The sequence below is a fragment of the Agrococcus jejuensis genome (assembly GCF_900099705.1).
Classification (GTDB): domain Bacteria; phylum Actinomycetota; class Actinomycetes; order Actinomycetales; family Microbacteriaceae; genus Agrococcus; species Agrococcus jejuensis.
In genome coordinates this window covers 138,663-160,635 of record NZ_LT629695.1, presented here as the reverse complement: position 1 = coordinate 160,635, position 21,973 = coordinate 138,663, and the positions used below count along the sequence as shown (strand labels likewise).

The 21,973-nt window shown below is 72.2% G+C and carries 17 protein-coding genes; 9 read left to right on the top strand and 8 right to left on the bottom strand.

Annotated elements, in window-relative coordinates; translation table 11 throughout:
- The first annotated feature begins 3 nt into the window (after positions 1 to 3).
- The gene (locus BLQ67_RS00735) at positions 4 to 2,895 is read left to right on the top strand and encodes a bifunctional [glutamine synthetase] adenylyltransferase/[glutamine synthetase]-adenylyl-L-tyrosine phosphorylase (RefSeq protein ID WP_092501568.1); all 2,892 of its coding nucleotides are present in this window, start codon (positions 4 to 6) and stop codon (positions 2,893 to 2,895) included.
- Here BLQ67_RS00735 and BLQ67_RS00730 read toward each other — a convergent pair.
- The 4 genes from BLQ67_RS00730 to BLQ67_RS00715 all read right to left on the bottom strand — a co-directional run bounded on the left by BLQ67_RS00730 (position 2,892) and on the right by BLQ67_RS00715 (position 7,064).
- Positions 2,892 to 4,082 (bottom strand): RNA polymerase sigma factor, encoded by a 1,191-nt coding sequence (locus BLQ67_RS00730; RefSeq protein ID WP_092501566.1) that lies wholly within the window; start codon positions 4,080 to 4,082, stop codon positions 2,892 to 2,894. The genes BLQ67_RS00735 and BLQ67_RS00730 overlap by 4 nt on opposite strands.
- Positions 4,079 to 4,453, bottom strand: coding sequence for a YciI family protein (locus BLQ67_RS00725; protein WP_092501564.1), 375 nt, complete (start codon positions 4,451 to 4,453; stop codon positions 4,079 to 4,081). Before BLQ67_RS00725 ends, BLQ67_RS00730 begins: the two co-directional genes overlap by 4 nt.
- 202 nt (positions 4,454 to 4,655) lie before the next feature.
- Positions 4,656 to 6,080 (bottom strand): type I glutamate--ammonia ligase, encoded by a 1,425-nt coding sequence (gene glnA / locus BLQ67_RS00720; protein WP_092501562.1) that lies wholly within the window; start codon positions 6,078 to 6,080, stop codon positions 4,656 to 4,658.
- A gap of 288 nt (positions 6,081 to 6,368) precedes the next feature.
- Positions 6,369 to 7,064: a DUF4191 domain-containing protein gene (locus BLQ67_RS00715; protein ID WP_092501560.1), complete on the bottom strand. Its 696-nt coding sequence runs from the start codon at positions 7,062 to 7,064 to the stop codon at positions 6,369 to 6,371.
- 170 nt (positions 7,065 to 7,234) lie between these two features.
- On the opposite strand from BLQ67_RS00715, the gene BLQ67_RS00710 reads away from it, so the two are divergent.
- Positions 7,235 to 8,395, top strand: a complete 1,161-nt coding sequence (locus tag BLQ67_RS00710) for a protein kinase family protein (RefSeq protein ID WP_172802225.1) — start codon at positions 7,235 to 7,237, stop codon at positions 8,393 to 8,395.
- Here the strand turns inward: BLQ67_RS00710 and sucB are convergent, their stop codons facing one another.
- The 3 genes from sucB to BLQ67_RS00695 all read right to left on the bottom strand — a co-directional run bounded on the left by sucB (position 8,396) and on the right by BLQ67_RS00695 (position 13,178).
- A complete protein-coding gene (gene sucB / locus BLQ67_RS00705) occupies positions 8,396 to 10,204 on the bottom strand; it encodes a 2-oxoglutarate dehydrogenase, E2 component, dihydrolipoamide succinyltransferase (RefSeq protein WP_092501556.1) in 1,809 nt (602 codons plus the stop codon).
- Between the two features lie 9 nt (positions 10,205 to 10,213).
- Positions 10,214 to 11,584, bottom strand: coding sequence for a dihydrolipoyl dehydrogenase (gene lpdA / locus BLQ67_RS00700; RefSeq protein WP_092501554.1), 1,371 nt, complete (start codon positions 11,582 to 11,584; stop codon positions 10,214 to 10,216).
- 121 nt (positions 11,585 to 11,705) lie between these two features.
- Entirely contained in the window at positions 11,706 to 13,178 is a 1,473-nt protein-coding gene (locus tag BLQ67_RS00695) for a leucyl aminopeptidase (RefSeq protein WP_092501552.1), read from the bottom strand.
- Between the two features lie 67 nt (positions 13,179 to 13,245).
- Between BLQ67_RS00695 and BLQ67_RS00690 the strand changes: the two genes are divergently transcribed.
- The 6 genes from BLQ67_RS00690 to BLQ67_RS00665 all read left to right on the top strand — a co-directional run bounded on the left by BLQ67_RS00690 (position 13,246) and on the right by BLQ67_RS00665 (position 19,386).
- Complete coding sequence (locus tag BLQ67_RS00690) at positions 13,246 to 14,157, top strand: PAC2 family protein (RefSeq protein ID WP_092501550.1); 912 nt, start codon at positions 13,246 to 13,248, stop codon at positions 14,155 to 14,157.
- Between the two features lie 51 nt (positions 14,158 to 14,208).
- Positions 14,209 to 15,531, top strand: coding sequence for an MFS transporter (locus BLQ67_RS00685; RefSeq protein WP_331711982.1), 1,323 nt, complete (start codon positions 14,209 to 14,211; stop codon positions 15,529 to 15,531).
- Between the two features lie 169 nt (positions 15,532 to 15,700).
- The gene (locus BLQ67_RS00680; RefSeq protein WP_092501546.1) at positions 15,701 to 17,008 is read left to right on the top strand and encodes an RNA polymerase sigma factor; all 1,308 of its coding nucleotides are present in this window, start codon (positions 15,701 to 15,703) and stop codon (positions 17,006 to 17,008) included.
- A gap of 98 nt (positions 17,009 to 17,106) precedes the next feature.
- Complete coding sequence (locus BLQ67_RS00675) at positions 17,107 to 17,934, top strand: amino acid ABC transporter substrate-binding protein (protein WP_092501544.1); 828 nt, start codon at positions 17,107 to 17,109, stop codon at positions 17,932 to 17,934.
- 26 nt (positions 17,935 to 17,960) lie between these two features.
- Entirely contained in the window at positions 17,961 to 18,617 is a 657-nt protein-coding gene (locus BLQ67_RS00670; protein WP_092501542.1) for an amino acid ABC transporter permease, read from the top strand.
- Positions 18,607 to 19,386, top strand: coding sequence for an amino acid ABC transporter ATP-binding protein (locus tag BLQ67_RS00665; RefSeq protein WP_092501540.1), 780 nt, complete (start codon positions 18,607 to 18,609; stop codon positions 19,384 to 19,386). Before BLQ67_RS00670 ends, BLQ67_RS00665 begins: the two co-directional genes overlap by 11 nt.
- 109 nt (positions 19,387 to 19,495) lie before the next feature.
- Here the strand turns inward: BLQ67_RS00665 and BLQ67_RS00660 are convergent, their stop codons facing one another.
- Positions 19,496 to 19,711, bottom strand: a complete 216-nt coding sequence (locus tag BLQ67_RS00660; RefSeq protein ID WP_092501538.1) for a DUF7455 domain-containing protein — start codon at positions 19,709 to 19,711, stop codon at positions 19,496 to 19,498.
- A gap of 156 nt (positions 19,712 to 19,867) precedes the next feature.
- Between BLQ67_RS00660 and BLQ67_RS00655 the strand changes: the two genes are divergently transcribed.
- Positions 19,868 to 21,970 carry a DNA gyrase/topoisomerase IV subunit B gene (locus BLQ67_RS00655; RefSeq protein WP_092501536.1) on the top strand — a complete coding sequence of 701 codons (2,103 nt, stop codon included), beginning with the start codon at positions 19,868 to 19,870 and terminating at the stop codon, positions 21,968 to 21,970.
- The last annotated feature ends 3 nt before the right edge of the window (positions 21,971 to 21,973 follow it).

Genomic DNA, 21,973 nt, shown 5'->3' with positions numbered 1-21,973 from the left:
CGCATGCGCGCCGAGACGACGACGTCGCGCCTCGCGCGGCTGGGCTTCCGCTCGCCGAGCGAGGCGGCGCCGCTGCTCGACGAGGTCGCCGACGCGCTCGGCGACCGCGTCGACGACTTGCGGCTCGCCGCCGATCCCGACCGCGCGCTGCAGTCGTTCGCGCGACTGCATCGGTCGGCGGTGCCGCTCGCCGCGACGCTCGCGGACGCGGAGGCCGGCGCATCCCTCATGCGCGTGCTCGGCGCATCCACGGGGCTCGCGACGTGCATCGAGCGCGCCCCCGAGACGCTCGAGGCGTTGACGCCCGCGCAGCTGCCGACGACGGAGGCGCTGCGCGCGAGCCTGCTCGACGCCGTCGCCGACGCCGAGGCGCCGCGCGCCGACGCGATCGTGGCGCTGCGCCGCCGGTACCGCTGGCACCTCGTCGAGATCGTCGCGTTCGACCTCGCGCAGGACGATCCCGTCGCGCACGTGCAGGCCGTGAGTGCCGCCCTCGCCGACGTCGCCGCCGCGGCGCTCGAGGCGAGCCTCGTCGTCGCCCGTCGCACCGTCGCGGTGCGGTTCGGCGCCGACGACGTCGCGGCGACGCACCTCGCGGTCATCGGCATGGGCAAGACGGGCGCGCGCGAGCTCAACGTGCTCAGCGACGTCGACGTCATCTGGGTGCACTCGAGCGACGAGGGGCTGTCGGAGGAACGCGCGGCGATGGTCGCGCAGGCCCTCGCGCGCGAGACGACCGCCGGGTGCATGGAGTCGTCGCGCGAGCCGATGCTGTGGGAGGTCGACGCCAACCTGCGGCCGGAGGGCAAGGACGGCGTGCTCACGCGCACGCTCGAGAGCCACGTCGCCTACTACGAGCGCTGGGCGAAGTCGTGGGAGTTCCAGGCGCTGCTCAAGGCGCGCGCCATCGCGGGCGACGCCGAGCTCGGCGCGGCATACGAGGATGCCGTGCGGTCGAAGGTGTGGCAGTCGTCATCGCGCGACGGCTTCGTGGAGTCGGTGCAGCGGATGCGCGAGCGGGTCACCGACCACATCCCGGCCGACGAGGTCGACTGGCAGCTGAAGCTCGGCCCCGGTGGCCTGCGCGACATCGAGTTCACGGTGCAGCTGCTGCAGCTCGTGCACGGCGCGACCGACGAGCACGTGCGCCAGCGGGGCACGCTCGACGCGATCGCTGCGCTGCACGACGCCGGCATGATCGGCCGCATCGAGTCGGGCGAGTTCGCCGACGACTACCGGCTGCTGCGCGTGCTCGAGCATCGGGCGCAGCTCGCGCGGCTCTCGCGCACGCACCTCATGCCGTCCGACGAGGACGCGCAGCGCTCCATCGCCCGCGCGGCGGGGTTCCCGAGCGCCGCGGCGATGCTCGAGCGGTGGAACGCGACGAAGCGCGAGGTGCGCAGGCTGCACGAGCGCCTGTTCTACCGGCCACTGCTCGCCGCCGTGGCGTCGCTGCCCGACGGCTCGACGCAGCTGACGTCGGAGGCAGCGCGCGCACGTCTCGAGGCGAGCGGCTGGCGCGACCCCAAGGGCGCGCTCGACCAGATCGCGGCGCTCACGAACGGCGTGACACGGCGCGCGCAGATCCAGCGCGTGCTGCTGCCCGTGCTGCTGCAGTGGCTCTCCGAGGGACCCGATCCCGACATGGGGCTCCTCGCGTTCCGCAGGCTGTCCGAGGCGCTCGGCGAGTCGCCCTGGTACCTGCGCATGCTGCGCGACTCCGAGCTCGCCGCCCAGCGCCTCATGACGGTGCTGTCGTCGTCGCGGCTCATCGCGACGCTGCTCGAGCGCATCCCCGAGGCTGCCCACTGGCTCGCCGACGAGTCGCGGCTGCAGGCGCTCGCCGACGACGTGCTCGCCGACGAGGCGCGCGCGATCGTCGAGCGGCACCGCGACGACCGTGACACGGCGCAGACGGCGCTGCGCACCCTGCGGCGGCGCGAGCTGCTGCGCGCGGCCCTCGCGTCGGCGCTCGGCGTCGACGACGTGCTCGCGACGGGCGAGCGGCTCACGGGCATCGCCGGTGTCGCGATCGACGCCGCGCTCGACCTCGCGGGCGGCGACGTGGCGATCGGCGTCGTGAGCATGGGCCGCACGGGCGGCCGCGAGATCGGCTTCGGCTCCGACGTCGACGTGCTGTGGGTGTGCCGCGACGAGGCCGACCTCGACCAGGCGATGCGCACGGTGCGCGCGGCGAGCGACATCGTGCAGGACCCGTTCGTGAAGTTCGAGCTGGATGCAGGCCTGCGGCCCGAGGGCCGGCAGGGTCCGCTCGTGCGCACGCTCGCGTCGTACGCGACGTACTACGAGCGCTGGGGCGAGGTGTGGGAGCGGCAGGCGCTGCTGCGCGCCGCGCCGTTCGCCGGCGACGCCGACCTCGCTGACGAGCTGCTCGCGATCACGACGGCCGAACGTGACCGCAAGGGGTTCTCGCACGCGGATGCGCGCGAGGTTCGCCGCATCAAGGCGCGCGTCGAGGCCGAGCGGCTGCCGCAGAACGCCGACCGCACACGCCACCTCAAGCTGGGCCGCGGCTCGCTGAGCGACGTCGAGTGGCTCGTGCAGCTGCTGCAGCTGCAGCAGCCGAAGGGAGACGACCGCGCGCGGCACGCGACGACGCTCATGGCGCTCTCGGGCCTCGTCGAGGCGGAGGCGATCACGGCGCGCGACGCCGCGATCCTGCGTCGCGCGTGGTTGCTGGCGTCGCGCCTGCGCAACGCCCTCGCGCTCGCGCAGGCGCGCACGATCGACCTGCTGCCGACCGATCGCGGGCAGCTCGAGACGGTCGCGCGCCTCATGGGTCGCGCCGCGGGAGGCGCGGCGTCGCTCGAGGAGGAGTACCTGCGCGCGACGAGGCTCGCCCGCAAGGTCTTCGACGACCGCTTCTGGGGCTAGTCGGGCTCGACTCGCGTCAGGCGCGCGAGCGTCAGCAGGTGCTCGCGCACGTCGTCGTCGTCGGCGAGCGTCGCGGCGTGCAGCCATGCGTCGCGCGCCTCGTCGGCACGGCCGGCGTCGGCGAGCAGCCGACCGCGCACGGCCCACCACGCCTGCAGCGGCTGCGCCTCGCCGAGGGCGTCGAGCCCCGCGGCGGCGCCGTGCCGACGGCCGACGACCGCCGCGCGAGCGACGCGCGCGCCCGCGGTCGGCGCGACGACGAGCAGCGCGTCGTACAGCGTCTCGAGCGCTGCCCAGTCGGTGCTGCCCGTCTCGCGGCGCGCGCAGTGCACGTCCTGGATCGCGGCCTCGAGCTCGAACCGACCGGGCGTGCCCTCGCCTTGCGCTCGCGCGAGCAGCGCGCGTCCCTCGGTGAGCAGCGTCGCATCCCACCCCCGCGGGTCCTGCTCGTCGAGCGGCACGAACGCGGGGGAACGGCGCGCGAGCGACAGCGTCACGAGGGCGGCGAGCGCCCACGCCTCGCGCTCCGACCCGAGCAGCGTCGCGAGCGTCACGGCCACGTGCCGCGCCTCGCCCGCCATCGAGTCGACGCCCGACGCCGGGTCGCGCCACGTGAGCGCCGCGCAGCCGTAGATCGCCTCGAGCACGGCATCCAGCCGCTCGGGCATCGCCCGCCGGTCGGGGATGCGGAACGGGATGCCCGCATCCCGCAGCCGACGCTTGGCGCGCACGAGCCGCTGCGCCATCGCCGCGGGCGGCACCGCGAACGCCGTCGCGACCTGCGCCGCCTCGAAGCCCAGCACCGTCTGCAGCATGAGCGGCGCGCGCACCGAGGCGTCGACCGCGGGATGCGCGCACGCGAAGAGCAGCTCGAGCCTGCGATCGCCGATCGCGTCGACGTCGACCGCCGCGAGCGGGTCGATGCGCGGCTCGACGGCGAGCGCCACGTCGAGGCGCGCGGCCGAGCCGAGCACGTCGCGCTGCCTGTTCCTCGCCACCGTCATGATCCATGCCTCCGGGCTGTCGGGCACGCCGTCGGCCGGCCACCGCCGCAGCGCCTCCTCGAGCGCGCCCTGCAGGGCGTCCTCGGCGAGGGCCACGTCGCGCGTCGACGCCGCGAGCAGGCTCACGAGCCTGCCGTACGACGTGCGTGCGACGTGCGCGGCGGCGCCGGCCGCATCGGTCATGCGTTCGGCACCCAGCGCCCATCGACGACGTGCGTCGCGCCCGGGCGCACCTCGACGGCGCCCCAGGTCACGTTCGGCGCCTGCGACGCCCAGCCGATCGCGGCGTCGAGGTCGGCGACGTCGATCACGACGGTGCCGCCGAGCTGGTCCTTCGAGTCGGCGAACGGCCCATCCTGCACGCGCAGCGCGCCGTCGACCATCCGCACGGTCGTCGACGCGTGGCTCTGCTGGAGCACCTCGGCGCTCACGAGCACGCCCGCGGCGTGCAGCGTCGCCGCGTACGAGGCGAACGCCTCCTGCCCGGCCCGCATCGTCGCCTCGTCGGGCTCGCCGGCCATCTCGGGGTAGTGGAGCAGCAGCGTGTATCGCATGGGTTCGTCCCTCTCGTCACGGGATGCGTCGTTCGCATCCTCCACCCTCATGACGACCGAGCGCCGCCCCGATCGACAGGTTCGACGAGATCGCTCCCAGACGCCACGAGGCCCGGGCGCACGAGGCGCCCGGGCACGGGGAAGGGGCCGGGTCCCCCCAAGGAACCCGGCCCCCGTCTGATGCGGATCGACGTCGCGTCGATCAGACCCCGAAGTACAGCTCGTACTCGAAGGGGTGGGGACGCAGCGCGGCGGGAAGGATCTCGTTCTCGCGCTTGTACTCGATCCAGGTCTGGATGAGGTCCTCGGTGAACACGTTGCCCTCCAGCAGGAACTGGTGGTCGGCCTCGAGGGCGGCGAGCGCCTCCTCGAGCGTGCCGGGCACCTGCGGGATGTTCTTGGCCTCCTCGGGCGGCAGCTCGTAGAGGTCCTTGTCGACGGGCTCGTGCGGCTCGATGCGGTTCTTGATGCCGTCGAGGCCGGCCATCAGCTGGGCAGCGAACGCGAGGTACGGGTTGCCGGAGGCGTCGGGGGCGCGGAACTCGATGCGCTTCGCCTTGGGGTTCGTGCCCGTGATCGGGATGCGGATCGCAGCCGAGCGGTTGCCTGCCGAGTAGACGAGGTTCACGGGAGCCTCGAAGCCCTTGACGAGGCGACGGTACGAGTTCAGCGTGGGGTTCGTGAACGCGAGCAGCGCTGGCGCGTGCGCCAGGATGCCGCCGATGTACCAGCGAGCCGTGTCCGACAGGCCGCCGTAGCCGTTGCCGTCGTAGAACAGCGGCTCGCCGCCCTTCCACAGCGACTGGTGCGTGTGCATGCCCGAGCCGTTGTCGCCGAAGAGCGGCTTCGGCATGAACGTCGCCGTCTTGCCCCACTCCTCGGCCGTGTTCTTGATGATGTACTTGAACTTCAGGATGTCGTCGGCCGACTTCACGAGCGTGTCGAACTTGTAGTTGATCTCGGCCTGGCCGCCCGTGCCCACCTCGTGGTGCGCGCGCTCGAGCTCGAGGCCCGCGTCGATGAGCTTCAGCGACATGTCGTCACGCAGGTCGGCCTGCTTGTCGACGGGCGAGACGGGGAAGTAGCCGCCCTTGTAGGGCGTCTTGTTGCCGAGGTTGCCACCCTCCTCGACGCGACCCGAGTTCCACGCGCCCTCCTCGGAGTCGACGGCGTAGAACGACTGGTTCTGCTTGACGTCGTAGCGCACGTCGTCGAAGACGTAGAACTCGGCCTCCGGGGCGAAGAACGCGGTGTCGGCGATGCCGGTCGACGTGAGGTACTGCTCGGCCTTGTGCGCGACCTGACGCGGGTCGCGGTGGTAGATCTCGCCGGTGCGCGGGTTGTAGATGTCGAAGATCATGATGAGCGTCTTCGACTCGCGGAAGGGGTCGACGTAGCACGTCGTGACGTCGGGGATCAGCTGGAGGTCGGACTCCGCGATGCCCTGGAAGCCGCGGATCGACGAGCCGTCGAACAGCTGGCCCACCGTGAAGAAGTCCTCGTCGACCGTGGCGGCCGGGATGTTGAAGTGCTGCTGCACACCCGGGAGATCCGTGAAACGGATGTCGAGGAACTTGACGTCCTCCTCCTTGATGAACGCGAGAACCTCGGACGAATCCTTGAACATGTCGCTCCTTGCTCCTTGGGGGTGGGCGCGCGTCGCGCACGCCGTGCTCATGACGCTATGGCTGGGCGATTGCCCCGACATGACGCGATTGTTTCCGGCGTGTTACGTGGCGCGCCGCGGGTGACGACGCACACGCGGCATGGCGATGCCTGCATGGGACAGACGACGCCGCGCCGCCCGTCGACCAGGGTCGATGGGCGGCGCGGCGTGCGGCGTCATGCCCTCCACCCTCCCGCACGCGGCGGCGAGGGTCGAGCGGTTGCGCTGGATGCGAACGGGGCCGAGCGGTCAGCGCGGGCGACCGGCGCGCATGCGGCGCGGGTCGATGCCCTTGGGGATCGGCATCTGCATGCCGCCGAGGCTCGAGAGGCGGTTGCCGACGGCGACGACCTCGGCACGCGTGAGCGTGCGCTTGAGGCCGCGCATGCGACGCGTGAGGCGACGCAGGGGGATCTCGGAGTCGGGGCCGATGCGCAGCACGTGCACGGGCACGTTCGGCACGATGCGCTTGATCTTGCGCTGCTCGTCCTGCACGAGGCGCTCGGTGCGCGCGGTGGGGCCCTCGGCGATGAGCACGATGCCGGGGCGGCCGACGGCGCGGTACACGGCGTCCTGCGTCTTCGTGTTGACGGCGACGGGCATCTCGCTCGACTGCCACGAGCCGCGCAGGCCGTTCGAGAGCACGGCGCCCACGGCGCCCGGCTTGCCCTCGATCTGCGAGAACGCGAGCTTCTCGGCACGCCACGTGAGCGTGAGCATGAGCAGCATGAGGCCGATGAGCACGCCCGAGACGATCCAGAGGATCGTGAAGAGCACGTCGCCCGGTGCGACGACCAGGGCGAGCACGATCGCGAGCACGATCGGCAGGATCGCGGCGCCGATCATGAGCGGCAGCGCCAGTCGGTCCTGCTTGCGCGTCATCTGGAAGATGCGCCACATCGTCCGGATGCGACCCGGCTCCCTCGCGTCGATCGGCTGCGCCATGGCTCCAGGGTATCGCCCGCGCGGGGGTGCGGATGACGCGATGCTGGGCGAGCGCGGTCTCCACAGGCCGACGTCGTCCACAGGCGGGCAGGATGCGGTGCCGCGGCGGGCGCGTGCGGGGCACGGTGGGCGCCATGGAGCGGATCGCAGGGCATCGGATCGTACGCGTCGTGCGCGACGCGGGGGAGCGGCGCGTGCTCGCCGGCTACGGCGACGCGGCGGTCGAGCTGCACGTCGGCACGGGCACGGCAGCCGCGGAGTTGGCGGGCGAGGCGGAGGTGCTGCTGCGCGTCGCGCATCCGCACGTGCTGCCCGTGCTCGACGTCGCGACGCACGACGGCGCCGTCGTGCTCGTGCGTCCGCGCTCGGCGGCGACGGCCGCGGAGTGGCTGCTGGCACGCGGCGTGCCGAGGGCCGGGGAGGTCGTGACGCTCGTCGCCCCGGTGCTCGACGCCGTCGCGACGCTGCACGCCGCCGGGGCGACGGCGGGGCGCGTCGACCTGCACGCCATCGTGCTCGACGACGACGGTGCGCCGGCGATCGCCGGGGCGGGTGCGGTGCAGGAGACGACCCGGCCCACGGCGGCGTGGCGGGACGGCTCGGAGGGCGTCGCCGCCGACTGCGCGGCGCTCGCCGCGCTCGTCGACGACCTGCTCGCGACGTGCGACGAGCACGCGCCCGCGGCCGTGCGCGAGGGGCTCGCGGCGCGCGACGTCGCGGCGGCGTCGGCGGCGCTGCTCGCGGCGTGGCCGGCGCTGCCGATCGAGCGCACGCGGTCGGAGCCCGCCGCCCAGCGGCGGCAAGGCGAGCGGCGGCGCGTGCGATCGGATGCCGACGCTCCGCTGCCCGTGCGGTGGCTGCAGGCCGCGCTCGAGCGCGTGGCGCCCGTGGTGGCGTCGGTGCGTCGGCCCGTGTGGATCGCCGCAGGTGCGGGCGCTGCGGCGCTCGTCGTGGCCCTCGTGCTCGGTGGCGGTGGCGCCTCGGTCGCCGACGAGACGCCGGTCGCCGTGGCCGATGCGCCCGACGCGACGCCGGTCGCGACGACGCGCCCCTCGTCCGAGTCGACGGCGGTCGACGCCGCCGGCGCGCTGCTCGCCGCGCGCGAGGCGTGCCTCGACGCCGCGGATGCCGCGTGCCTCGCCGACATCCTCGACCCGACGGGCGGGGCAGCGGCTGCGACGTGGCGCCTGCCGGCCGATGCGGCGCTGCGCGAGGTGGCCGTGCTCGGCGACGCCGTGCTCGTCGACGTCGCCAGCAGCAGCGAGCCGGCGTCGGTCCTCGTGGTGAGGACCGACGCCGGCTGGATGCTGCGGGACGCCTGGGCGGCGTGACTAGATGCCCAGCTGCCCCTCGAAGTCGCCTGCCTCGAGCCGCTGCTTCACCTGCGTGAGGTAGCGGGCCGCGTCGGCGCCGTCGATGATGCGGTGGTCGTACGACAGCGCGAGGTAGACCATCGAGCGCACCGCGATCGAGTCCTGGCCGTCGACCGAGACGACGACGGGACGCTTCACGACCGTGCCGACGCCGAGGATCGCACGCTGCGGCTGGAACACCACGGGGGTGTCGAACAGCGCGCCGCGCGAGCCCGTGTTGGTCAGCGTGAACGTGCCGCCCGCGAGCTCGTCGGGACCCAGCTTGTTGTCGCGCGTGCGACCTGCGAGGTCGGCGATCTGCTCGGCGAACCCGCGCAGGTCGAGCTTGCCGGCATCCTTGATGACCGGGGTCAGCAGGCCGCGCTCGGTGTCGACCGCCATCGACAGGTGCTCGCCGGCGGGGTAGGTGATCTCCTCGCCGTCGTCCGTCGCGTTGATGATCGGGTGCGCACGGAGCGCCTCGACCGCGGCGAGCGAGAAGAACGGCAGGAACGAGAGCTTCTGGCCCGTCGTCTCCTGGAAGCGACCCTTCACGCGGTCGCGCAGCTGCGCGACCTTCGTGACGTCGACCTCCACGACCGTCGTGAGCTGCGCCGTCGTCTGCATCGACTCGACCGCGCGCTTCGCGACCACCTTGCGGAGTCGCGACATCTTCGCGGTCGTGCCGCGCAGCGGCGAGTCCTCGATCGGTGCCGGAGCAGCGGCGGCGGCCGGAGCCGACGTCGCGGCGGGAGCTGCCGTCGCAGCGGCGAGCACGTCCTCCTTGCGGATGCGACCGCCGACGCCCGTGCCCTGCACGGTGCCGAGGTCGACGCCCTTCTCGTTCGCGAGCTTGCGCACGATGGGCGTGACGTAGGCGGATGCGCCCGAGGTCGCCGCGGGAGCGGCGGGTGCTGCCGGAGCGGCGGCGGGAGCAGCGGGTGCGGCGGGAGCGGCAGCCGGAGCAGCGGGTGCCTCCTGCTTCGGAGCAGCCGGAGCCTCGGGAGCCTTCGGCGCGGGCGGAGCCTCCTGCACGGGGGCCGGTGCCTGCGCGGGAGCGGACTCCTGCTTGGGCTCCTCGGCCTTGGGCTCCTCAGCCGGTGCCTCCTGCGCGGGCGCCTCGGTCGGAGCCGAGCCGCCTGCGGAGCCACCGACGCGCGCGATGACCGAGCCGACGTCGACGGTGTCGTCCTCGTTGGCGAGGATCTCCGAGATCGTGCCGGCGACGGGCGACGGCACCTCGGTGTCGACCTTGTCGGTCGAGATCTCGACGAGGGGCTCGTCGACCTCGATCGTGTCGCCGACCTGCTTGAGCCAACGCGTGATCGTGCCCTCGGTCACCGACTCGCCCAGGGCGGGGAGGGTGATGTCGGTCGCGTCGCCACCGGCGTCGCTCGCACCCGCGGCGGGCGCGGCTGCAGGCTCCTCGGCCTCGGTCGACGGAGCCTCGGGCTCCTCGGTCTCGGCCTCCGACGTCGTGCCCTCCTCGGCGGCCGGGGCGGGCTCCTCGGCGGTGGGCTCCTCTGCGGGAGCGTCGCCAGCGGGCGCGTCGCCTGCGTCGCCCACGCGGGCGATGACGGCGCCGACGTCGACGGTGTCGTCCTCGTCGGCCAGGATCTCGGTGATGGTGCCTGCGATGGGCGAGGGCACCTCGGTGTCGACCTTGTCGGTCGAGATCTCGACGAGCGGCTCGTCGACCTCGACCGTGTCGCCGACCTGCTTGAGCCAGCGCGTGATGGTGCCTTCGGTGACGCTCTCGCCGAGCGCGGGCAGGGTGATGTCAGCCATGCGGGTCTCCTAGATGGCGTGGAGCGGCTTGCCGGCGAGCTTCAGCATCGTCTCGCCGAGCGACTCGCCCTGGGTCGGGTGGGCGTGCAGCAGCGATGCGACGTCCTCGGGGTAGGCCTCCCAGTTCACGATGAGCTGGGCCTCGCCGACGAGCTCGCTCACGCGACGGCCGATCATGTGCATGCCGACGACGGGGCCGTCCTTGACGCGCACGGCCTTCACCGAGCCCGACGTCCCGACGATCTCGGACTTGGCGTTGCCGCCGAGCGAGTACTCGTAGGTCTCGATCGCGTCGGCGCCGAACTTCTCCTTGGCCTTCGCCTCGGTGTAGCCGACCGACGAGATCTCGGGGTCGCTGTACGTGACCTTCGGGATGTTGACGTCCTCGACGATGCGCGGCTCGAGACCCGCGATCTCCTCGGCGACGAAGATGCCGTGCTGGTAGCTGCGGTGCGCGAGCTGCAGGCCGGGCGTGATGTCGCCGATGGCGTACACGCCGGGGACGCTCGTCTGCAGACGGTCGTCGACCGTGACGAACCCGCGTTCCATCGCGACGCCGACCTCCTCGAAGCCGAGGTCCTGCGTGACCGGGCCGCGGCCGACGGCGACGAGCATGAGGTCGGCATCGATCGTCTCGCCCGACTCGAGGGAGACGTGCACGCCGGAGTCGTCCTGCGTGACGCCCGAGAAGCGCGCGCCCAGCTTGAACTGGATGCCGCGCTTCTTGTACTGGCGCTCGAGCTGCTTCGAGATCGACTCCTCCTCGTTGGGCACGAGGTGGGGGAGGCCCTCGATGATCGTGACCTCGGCGCCGAAGCCGCGCCAGACGCTCGCGAACTCCACGCCGATGACGCCGCCGCCGAGCACGATCACGTGCCGCGGGATCCAGTCGAGCTGCAGCGCCTGCTCGCTCGTGATCACACGGCCTTCGATCGCGAGGCCGGGCAGCGACTTCGAGAACGAGCCGGTCGCGAGCACGACGTTGCCGGCCTCGATCACCTGGTCGCCGACCTGCACGGTCGTGGGCGAGGTCAGGCGACCGGCGCCCTCGATGACCGTGACGCCCTTCGACTTGATGAGACCCTGCAGGCCCTTGAACTTCTTCGCGACGATCTCCTCGCGGAAGCCCTTCACGGCCTCGATGTCGATGCCCTTGAGCTCGGCCTGGACGCCCGCGTGCGCGGCGTCGCGCACGACGTCGGCGACCTCGGACGAGTGCAGCATCGCCTTCGTGGGGATGCAGCCGCGGTGGAGGCACGTGCCACCGAGCTTGTCCTTCTCGATGATCGCGGCGGTCTTCCCGAGCTGGATGGCGCGCAGCGCGACGGCGTAGCCGGCGCTGCCACCTCCCAGCACGACGATGTCGAACTTCTCGGCCACGTGCACGCACTCCTCGATGTCTCGCTGGCAGGCGTCGGCGCGTCGCCGCCGCCGTCTCCCAACCCTACCTGCTGGCGTCTGTCCGTCGCGTCGCGCTGGACAGCGCCGTCAGCGAACCCGGCTAGCGGGTCGCGTCGGCCGCCGGCGCAGCGGTCGACAGGGCCGTGAGCGACCCGATGAGGCCGCGCACGACGACGCCCGTCGCGCCCTTCGGCGCCGTGCCCTTCGCGGCGCCCGTGTTCATGGCGGGCCCGGCGATGTCGAGGTGCGCCCACGGGATGGGCGTGCCGTCGCGCTCGCCCACGAAGGTCGAGAGGAACACGCCGGCGAGCAGCATGCCGGCCGAGCGGTTGCCGATCTTCGCGTTCGCGATGTCGGCGACGGGGGAGTCGAGCACCGGCAGCAGGTCGTCGGGCAGGGGCATGGGCCACACGTCCTCGTCGGCGGCGTCGTGCGCGGCGCGGATGGCGTCGACGAGCGCGTCGTCGTTGCCCATGAGGCCCGAGTAGCGGTCGCCGAGCGCGATGACCTGCGCACCCGTGAGCGTCGCGACGTCGATGATCGCGTCGGCGCCGGTCTCGGAGGCGAACGCGATGGCGTCTGCCATGACGAGGCGCCCCTCGGCGTCGGTGTTCGTGACCTCGACGGTGCGGCCGCCGCGGATCGTGAGCACGTCGTCGGGGCGGATGGCGGTGCCCGAGGGCATGTTCTCGGCGAGGCACAGGTAGGCGGTGACGCGCACGGGCAGCTGCAGCGCGGCAGCGGCGGCGGCGACGGCGTAGACGGTCGCGGCGCCGGTCATGTCGAACTTCATGTGCTGCATCGACGCGGCGGGCTTCAGCGAGAGGCCGCCCGTGTCGTACGTGATGCCCTTGCCGACGAGCGCGACGTGGCGCTCGGCGCCCGCGGGCGCCCACTCGACGGTCACGAGGCGCGGCGGGCGCGACGAGCCCTGGCCGACGCCCACGAGGCCGCCGAAGCCCTCCTCGGCGAGCGCGACCTCGTCGCGCACCGTCACGGTGAGTCCCGTGGATGCCGCCTCGCCCTGCACGAGGTCGGCGAAGATCGCGGGGCTCAGGTCGCGCGGCGGCGTGTTCGACAGGTCGCGCGTGCGCTCGACGGCCTCCGCCACGACGCGGGCGCGGCGCACGACGGCGTCGGTCACGTGCACCTCGCCGACGACGACCGCGATCTCGGCGGGCGGCGTCGACGCCGCATCCTCGGCCTTGTAGCGGTCGTAGCGGTACGCGCCGAGCGCGGCGCCCTCGAGCACGGCGGCGACGTCGTCGGCGTCGGCGACGGGGAAGGCGATCGCGACCGTCGGGGTGCCGGCGAGCGCACGCGTCGCGGTGGCGGCGGCGTCGCGCAGCGCGCGCGTCGTCGCGGCCTTGCCGAGACCGACGAACGCGACGGTGCGGCCGTCGACGACGGCCCGCACGACCTGACCGGGCTTGCCGGTCGCGCCGATGGCGACGAGCAGGTCGGGGTCGACGCCGGATGCTGCCGGGGCGTCGCCTGCGAGGACGCCGCGCACGAGGACGTCCGCGGTGGCGTCGTCCGAGGCGGCGATGAGCGAGAGTGCGGGGATGGGCATGCGTCGAGCCTATGCGCGGCGCACGGGCGCGGCGTCGACGGCCTCGAGCGCTGGCTACGCTGGATGCATGGTCAGGCCCGAGGATCTCATCGCGTTCTCCGACGAGGAGTCCGTGCCCGCGGGCCTCGACCTCGTCGTGGCGATGCACGGGTTCGCCGACGCCGGCGCCGCCGCGGAGCTCGCGGCCGCGACCATCGTCTCGACGCTGCCGCACACGTCGGTCGTCGAGTTCGACACCGACCTGCTCGTCGACCACCGCTCGCGCCGGCCGCACATCCTCTTCGACGAGGACCACATCGAGGAGTACGTACCGCACGCGCTCACGCTCTCGCTGTGCGAGGACGACGCGGGCAAGCCGTTCCTGCTGCTGTCGGGCCCCGAGCCCGACTGGATGTGGGAGCGGTTCGCCGACGCCGTGCGCACCGTCGCCGAGCGCCTGCACGTCGCGGCGACGACGATCGTGCTGTCGATCCCCATGCCCGTGCCGCACACGCGCCCGCTCGGCGTCACCGTCTCGGGCAACCGCAAGGACCTCGTCGAGGCGTTCTCGGTGTGGAAGCCCACGTCGACCGTGCCGGCGTCGGTCATGCACCTGCTCGAGCACCGCCTCGCGCCCGAGATGCCCGTCGCCTCGTTCGTGGTGCTCGTGCCGCACTACGTCGGCGAGTCCGGCACCGCAGGTCCGGCCCTCGCGGCGCTCGACGGCGTCACGAACGCGACGGGGCTCGTGTTCCGCACCGAGGAGCTGCGCGGCACCGAGCGCGAGTTCCAGTCGCTCGTCGCCCAGCAGATGGAGACGAACGAGGAGCTGCAGCGGCTCGTCGCGACGCTCGAGGCGCGCTACGACGCCTACATGGAGAACGCGGGCGTGCGCTCGCCGCTCACCGACGAGGACGGCTCGCTGCCGACCGCCGACGAGATCGCCGCCGAGCTCGAGCGCTACCTGGCCCGCAGGCGCGCCGACCCGACGCAGCCGTGACGCGCGTGGGCGAGGCTCGCTCGTGACCGGAGCACGCGCATGAACGGCCGCATGGCCTGGATCACGTGGGTCGTCTGCCTCGTCGCCTACCTCGTCTCGACGCTGCACCGCTCGTCGCTCGGCGCCGCCGCGCCCGACGCGATCGTGCGCTTCGACGCCACGGCCGCGCAGCTCTCGAGCCTCGCGGTCGTGCAGCTCGTCGTCTACGCGGCGCTGCAGATCCCCGTGGGCGTGCTCGTCGACCGCTACGGCCCGCGCACGCTCATCGCCGTCGGCGGCGGACTGATGGCCGCCGGGCAGGCGCTCCTGGCGTTCACCGATCTCGTGCCGGTCGCGATCGTCGCGCGCATCCTGGTGGGCATGGGCGACGCCGCGACGTTCATCTCGGTGCTGCGCCTGCTGCCGTCGTGGTTCTCGGGGCCGCGCCTGCCGCAGCTGTCGCAGTGGACTGGCAACATCGGGCAGCTGGGCCAGCTGTGCTCGGCCGTGCCGTTCGTGTGGATGCTGCAGCACCTGGGCTGGACGCCGTCGTTCCTGACCATCGCGGGCTCCGGCGCCCTCGTGGCCGTGCTCGTGCTCGTCGCCGTGCGCAACGCGCCGCCCGGCGTCGACGCGCCGCGCACCGACAGCATCCAGCTGCCGGCGTCGTGGTGGCGCAGGCTGCGCTCGGCGATCTCGCTGCCCGGCACGCAGCTCGGCTTCTGGGCGCACTTCTCGACGCAGTCGCCCGGCACGGTGTTCTCGTTGCTGTGGGGCTTCCCGATCCTCGTGTCGGGCCTGGGCTACACGCGCGGCGAGGCGTCGGGTCTCGTGGTCGTCATCATCGCGACGGGCATCGTGTCGGGGCCGCTGCTCGGCCTGCTCACGGCGCGGTTCCCGAGCCGCCGCTCGAACCTCGTGCTGGCGATCGTCGCGCACATGGCGCTCGCGTGGGCCGTCGTGCTGCTGTGGCCGGGCATCCCGCCGACGGGCGTCGTCGTGTGGATGCTCATCGCGATCGGCATCGGCGGACCCGGCTCGCTCATCGGCTTCGACTTCGCTCGCACCTTCAACCCGGTGCGCTCGCTCGGCTCGGCGAACGGCTTCGTCAACGTCGGCGGCTTCACGGCGTCGTTCTGCCTCATGGCGCTCATCGGCGTCGCGCTCGACGTCATCCACCACGTGCGACTCGACGCGGGGGAGCAGGCGGGCCTCTACGACTGGGAGGCGTTCCGCATCGCGCTGTCGGTGCAGTTCGTCGCGCTCGCGCTCGGCTCGGCGATGCTGCTGCACGCCAGGCACCGCACGCGCAGGCGCATGCAGGAGGAGGATGGCGTGACCGTGGCACCATTGTGGACGGCGCTCCTCGACGCCATGCGGCGGCGCCGCGGCTGAGGCGCGAGGCTGCGCAGCCGAGGGTGCGCGGATGCCGGTGCGGGCGAGCGGGAATGCTCGAGCCCTGCGCGGCGCTATAATGGTACACATCGGCCCGTCGGGCGCAAGAGGCATCTTGTCGTCGACGGGCATCCGCATCCTTGCCCGCCGAAGACCTCCAGGAGGTGCCATGGCGACCCGCACCAGCACGAAGGCGAAGGCCGACGTCGAGGCCGAGGCCACGACGACGACCGCCGCGAAGAAGACGACGGCTACGAAGACGGCCGCTACCAAGACGACCGCCGCGAAGACGGCCGCTGCCAAGAAGCCCGCGGCGAAGGCGCCTGCGAAGGCCCGCACGACGGCGAAGGCTCGCACGAAGGCCGCGTCCGAGGAGGTCGCCGACGAGGACGCCCAGGTCGCGCCCGAGACGCCCGACGTCGAGGACGACGACGACGAGACGGCGCCGCGCCGCCCCGGTCAGAAGTCGGCCGACACCTCGTACGACGAGAAGCTGCCCACGGGCGCGCTCGTGCTGTCGACGACCGACGACGAGGAGGTGCCGGTCTACTCGACGACCATCACGGGCGCCACCGCCGACCCGGTCAAGGACTACCTGAAGCAGATCGGCAAGGTGCCGCTCCTCAACGCCGCGGAGGAGGTCGACCTGGCCATGCGCATCGAGGCCGGCCTGTTCGCAGAGGAGCGTCTCGGTGGCGACGAGAAGATCGCGCCGAAGCTCACGCGTGAGCTGAAGTCGATCGCTCGCGACGGCAAGCGCGCGAAGAGCCACCTGCTCGGCGCGAACCTGCGTCTCGTCGTCTCGCTCGCGAAGCGCTACACGGGTCGAGGCATGCAGTTCCTCGACCTCATCCAGGAGGGCAACCTGGGCCTCATCCGTGCCGTCGAGAAGTTCGACTACACGAAGGGCTTCAAGTTCTCGACCTACGCGACGTGGTGGATCCGTCAGGCCATCACCCGCGCCATGGCCGACCAGGCCCGCACGATCCGCATCCCCGTGCACATGGTCGAGGTCATCAACAAGCTCGCCCGCGTGCAGCGCCAGATGCTGCAGGACCTGGGTCGCGAGCCCACGCCCGAGGAGCTCGCTCGCGAGCTCGACATGACGCCCGAGAAGGTCGTCGAGGTGCAGAAGTACGGCCGTGAGCCCATCTCGCTGCACACGCCCCTCGGCGAGGACGGCGACAGCGAGTTCGGCGACCTCATCGAGGACACCGAGGCCGTCGTGCCCGCCGACGCCGTCGGCTTCACGATGCTGCAGCGCCAGCTGGAGTCGCTGCTCGACTCGCTCTCGGAGCGCGAGGCCGGCGTCATCAAGATGCGCTTCGGCCTCGGCGACGGCATGCCGAAGACCCTCGACCAGATCGGCGACACGTTCGGCGTCACGCGCGAGCGCATCCGCCAGATCGAGTCGAAGACGATGGCGAAGCTGCGCCACCCGTCGCGGTCGCAGGCGCTGCGCGACTACCTCGAGTAGGCCGACCGCCTGACACGTCATGGGGCGTCACCCGTCATCGGGTGGCGCCCCTTCGGCATACGATGGACCTCTACCCCCAAGAAGGAACGCCGATACCCATGTCGATCTCGAAGTCGCTGCGCATCGCAGCCGCCACCGCCGCCGTCGCCACCCTCGCGCTGGCCGGCTGCTCGTCGTCCGCCTCGACCGAGGAGGAGGCCGGCGGCCTCACGCTCGCCGACGTGCAGGAGGCGGGCGTGCTCGTCGTGGGCACCGAGGGCACGTACTCGCCGTTCTCGTTCCACGCCGACGGCGGCACGGGCGAGCTCACGGGCTACGACGTCGAGGTCATCACGGCCGTCGCCGAGGAGCTCGGCGTCGAGGTGCAGTTCGAGGAGACGCAGTGGGATGCGATCTTCGCGGGCCTCGACTCGGGCCGCTGGGACGTCATCGCCAACCAGGTGTCGATCAACCCCGAGCGCTCCGAGCGCTACCTGTTCTCGACGCCGTACACGTACTCGCCCGGCGTGCTCATCGTGCCGACGGACTCCGACATCCAGTCGTTCGACGACCTCGAGGGCGCCACCAGCGCACAGTCGCTCACGTCGAACTGGGCCGACGTCGCGACCGAGAACGGTGCGACGGTCGAAGGCGTCGAGGGCTTCGCGCAGGCCGTCGAGCTGCTGCGCACCGGACGCGTCGACGCGACGATCAACGACCGCCTCACGTTCCTCGACTACCAGCAGTCGCAGGGCGGCGGCGACATCGGCGTCGACATCGTCGCCGAGACCGACGATGTGTCGGAGTCGGCCGTGACGCTGCGTCAGGGCAGCGAGGACCTGCAGGCCGCGATCGACGAGGCTCTCGCGACGCTCGCCGCCGACGGCACGCTCGCCGAGATCTCCGACCGCTACTTCGGCGAGGACGTCTCGGTCCCGCAGTCGTAGCCGTTCGACGGCCCTAGGCTCGCAGCATGGACTGGGACCTCGTCCTCTCGTCGATCGGGCCGATCGCCCTCGGCGGGCTGGTCGGCACGATCCCGCTGACGCTCGTCTCGTTCGCCATCGGCCTCGCGCTGGCGATCGGGCTCGCGCTCATGCGGATCTCGGGCGTCGCCGTGCTCTCGGGCATCGCACGCGTCTACATCTCGCTCATCCGAGGCACGCCGCTGCTCGTGCAGCTCTTCATCGTGTTCTTCGGCCTGCCGTCCATCGGGCTGACGATCGACCCCTGGCCGAGCGCGATCATCGCGCTGTCGCTCAACGTCGGCGGCTACGCGGCCGAGGTCGTGCGCGCCGCGATCCTCTCGATCCCGCGAGGACAGTGGGAGGCGTCGTCGATGCTCGGCATGCGTCGCGGCCAGGCTCTGCAGCGCATCATCCTGCCGCAGGCCGCGCGCGTCGCCGTGCCGCCGCTGTCGAACACGTTCATCTCGCTCGTGAAGGACTCGTCGCTCGCGTCGACGATCCTCGTCACCGAGCTGTTCCGCACCGCGCAGCAGATCGCCGCGCCGAGCGGCGAGTTCCTGCTCGTGTACGGCGTCGCCGCCGCCGTCTACTGGGTGCTCTGCACGATCCTCGCCTTCGGGCAGGACGCCCTCGAGAGGAGGCTCGATCGCCATGCCGTCTGACGTCGCTCCCGCATCCCAGCCACTGCTCGCCGTGCGCGGGCTGGTCAAGTCGTTCGGCGACCTCACGGTGCTGCACGGCGTCGACCTCGACCTGTGGCCCGGCCGCGTGCACGCGCTCATCGGGCCCTCGGGCTCCGGCAAGACGACGGTGCTGCGCTCGCTCAACGGCCTCGAGGTCGCCGAGCAAGGCACGCTCACGACGCCCGACTGGTCGATCGACCTCGCCAGCGGGCTCTCGCGCGCCGACCGCGCTCGCCTCGCGGCGCTGTCATCGATGGTCTTCCAGCAGCACCACCTCTTCCCGCACCTCACGGTGCTCGACAACGTCATCGTCGGGCCGACGGTCGTGCAGAGGGTGCCGCGGCAGGAGGCCGTCGAGCGCGCCATGGCGCTGCTCGAGCGCGTCGGGCTCGCCGAGAAGGCCGCCGCCCGTCCGTCGGAGCTCTCCGGGGGACAGCAGCAGCGCGTCGGCATCGTGCGCGCCCTCGCGATGCGGCCCCAGATGCTGCTCTTCGACGAGCCCACGAGCGCCCTCGACCCCGAGCTCGTCGGCGAGGTGCTGAAGGTCGTGGGCGAGCTCGCCGACGACGGCTGGACCATGGCGATCGTGACGCACGAGCTCGCGTTCGCGCGTGCCGTCGCTGACACCGTCTCGTTCTTCGACCACGGCGTCGTCGTCGAGCAGGGCACGCCCGAGCAGCTGTTCGACAACCCGCAGTCCGAGCGCCTGCAGCGGTTCCTGCGCCGGCTCACCGACCCGCTCGGCTGAGCCCGCGGACCCGCGCGGATGCTGGGCGCGCGCCGGTGCCGGACACGCAGGTCCAGACACGCAGAAGGGCCCGCCTCGCGGCGGGCCCTTCCTCGTCGTGGCAGCGGACTCAGTCCTGCTGCAGACGCTCGCTCTCGTCGTGCCACACCGATGCGAGGGGCGCGAGCTTCTCGCGGTGCTTCGTCGCGTGGTGGGCGCAGAACAGGAGGACGCCGGACTCCATGGTCGCTCGCACGTAGGCCTGCGCACCGCAGCTGTCGCAGCGGTCGAGACCGGTGAGCGGTGCCGTGGCCTCCGACTCGATGGTCGAGATGGTGTCGTTCACGGGGTACCTCCTTCTCCTGACGTTCATCCACTCTGCCACGTCGTCTGTTGCATCCGCGTGACATCTGGCGTCGTTTCGCGCGCGGCGTACGCCGCGTGCCTGCACCTGGTGTTCGTCGCCGGTCCATAGGCTGGATGGCGAGCAGAAGGAGCATCCTTGGCGTCGAACGACTACACCGCCAGGCACCTGTCGGTCCTCGAGGGACTCGAGGCGGTGCGCAAGCGCCCCGGCATGTACATCGGGTCGACCGACTCGCGCGGCCTCATGCACTGCCTGTGGGAGATCATCGACAACTCCGTCGACGAGGCGCTCGCCGGCCACGGCACCCGCATCGAGGTGCAGCTGCACGCCGACGGCTCCGTCGAGGTGCGCGACCGCGCCCGCGGCCTGCCCATCGACGTCGAGCCCCGCACGGGCCTCACGGGCGTCGAGGTGATCTTCACGAAGCTCCACGCGGGCGGCAAGTTCGGCGGCGGCGCCTATGCCTCCTCCGGCGGCCTGCACGGCGTCGGCGCCTCGGTCGTCAACGCCCTATCCGAGCGCCTCGACGTCGAGGTCGACCGCGACGGCGCCACGTGGGCCATGAGCTTCCACCGCGGCGAGCCCGGCGAGTTCCTCGACGGCGCCGACGGCGCATCGCCGACCGCGACGTTCGTGCCCTTCGTCGACGGCTCCCGCCTGCGCAAGGTCGGCAAGGTCGCCAAGGGCGTCACCGGCACGCGCGTGCGCTACTGGGCCGACCCGCAGATCTTCACGCGCGACGCGGCCTTCCAGCTCGACGGCCTCGTGCGCCGCGCTCGCCAGACCGCGTTCCTCGTGCCGGGCCTCGAGCTCGAGATCGCCGACGACCGCACGCCCGACGCCGAGGGCGAGGGCGCGGCCGACCGCATCCAGACGTTCCGCTACGACGGTGGCATCTCGGAGTTCGTCGACTTCCTCGCCCCCGACGCGTCGCTCACCGACACGTGGCGCATCCAGGGCGAGGGCGGCTTCTCGGAGACCGTGCCCGTGCTCGACGAGCAGACGGGCCACATGGTCTCGCGCGAGGTGCAGCGCACGTGCGAGGTCGACATCGCCATGCGCTGGGGCACCGGCTACGAGACCGTCGTGCAGTCGTACGTCAACATCATCGCGACGCCCAAGGGCGGCACGCACCAGACCGGCTACGACCAGGCGCTCACGAAGGTGCTGCGCGACCAGGTCGCCGCCAACGCCCGTCGCCTCAAGGCCGGCACCGACAAGCTCGAGAAGGACGACATCTCGGCGGGCCTCACGGCCGTCGTGACCGTGCGCCTGCCCGAGCCGCAGTTCGAGGGCCAGACGAAGGAGGTGCTCGGCACGCCCGCCGTGCGCCAGGTCGTCTCGAAGGTGCTCACGCAGGGCCTGCTCGAGCGCTTCACCTCGACGAAGCGCGACGACAAGACGCAGTCGGGACTCGTGCTCGAGAAGGTCGTCTCGGAGATGAAGGCGCGCCTCTCGGCCCGCCAGCTCAAGGAGACGCAGCGACGCAAGACGGCGCTCGAGTCCTCCTCGCTGCCGCCGAAGCTCGCCGACTGCCGCTCGTCGGACACGACGCAGAACGAGCTGTTCATCGTCGAGGGCGACTCGGCGCTCGGCACCGCCAAGCCCGCGCGCGACTCCGAGTTCCAGGCGATCCTGCCCATCCGCGGCAAGATCCTCAACGTGCAGAAGGCCTCGATGGCCGACATGCTCGCCAACGCGGAGTGCGCCGCGATCCTGCAGGTCATCGGCGCGGGATCGGGCCGCACGTTCGAGCTCGAGGCCGCCCGCTACGGCAAGGTCATCATCCTGTCCGACGCCGACGTCGACGGCGCGCACATCCGCACGCTGCTGCTCACGCTGCTGCACCGCTACGCGCGCCCGCTCATCGAGGGCGGCCGAGTCTTCGCCGCCGTGCCGCCGCTGCACCGCACGGTCGTCAAGGCGAAGGGGCGCACGCCCGGCGAGATCGTCTACACGTACTCCGACGCCGAGAACACGGCGCTGCAGGCACGGCTCGCGAAGCAGGGCCGCACGTTCGACAAGCCGCAGCGCTACAAGGGCCTCGGCGAGATGGACGTCGACCAGCTGGCCGAGACGACGATGGATCGCCGCAAGCGCACGCTGCGCCGCGTCACGATCACCGACACCGAGCGCGCGACCCAGGTGTTCGAGCTGCTCATGGGCAACGACGTCGCGCCGCGCAAGGAGTTCATCGTCAACGCGCCCGGCTTCGACCGCGAGCGCATCGACGTCTGACGC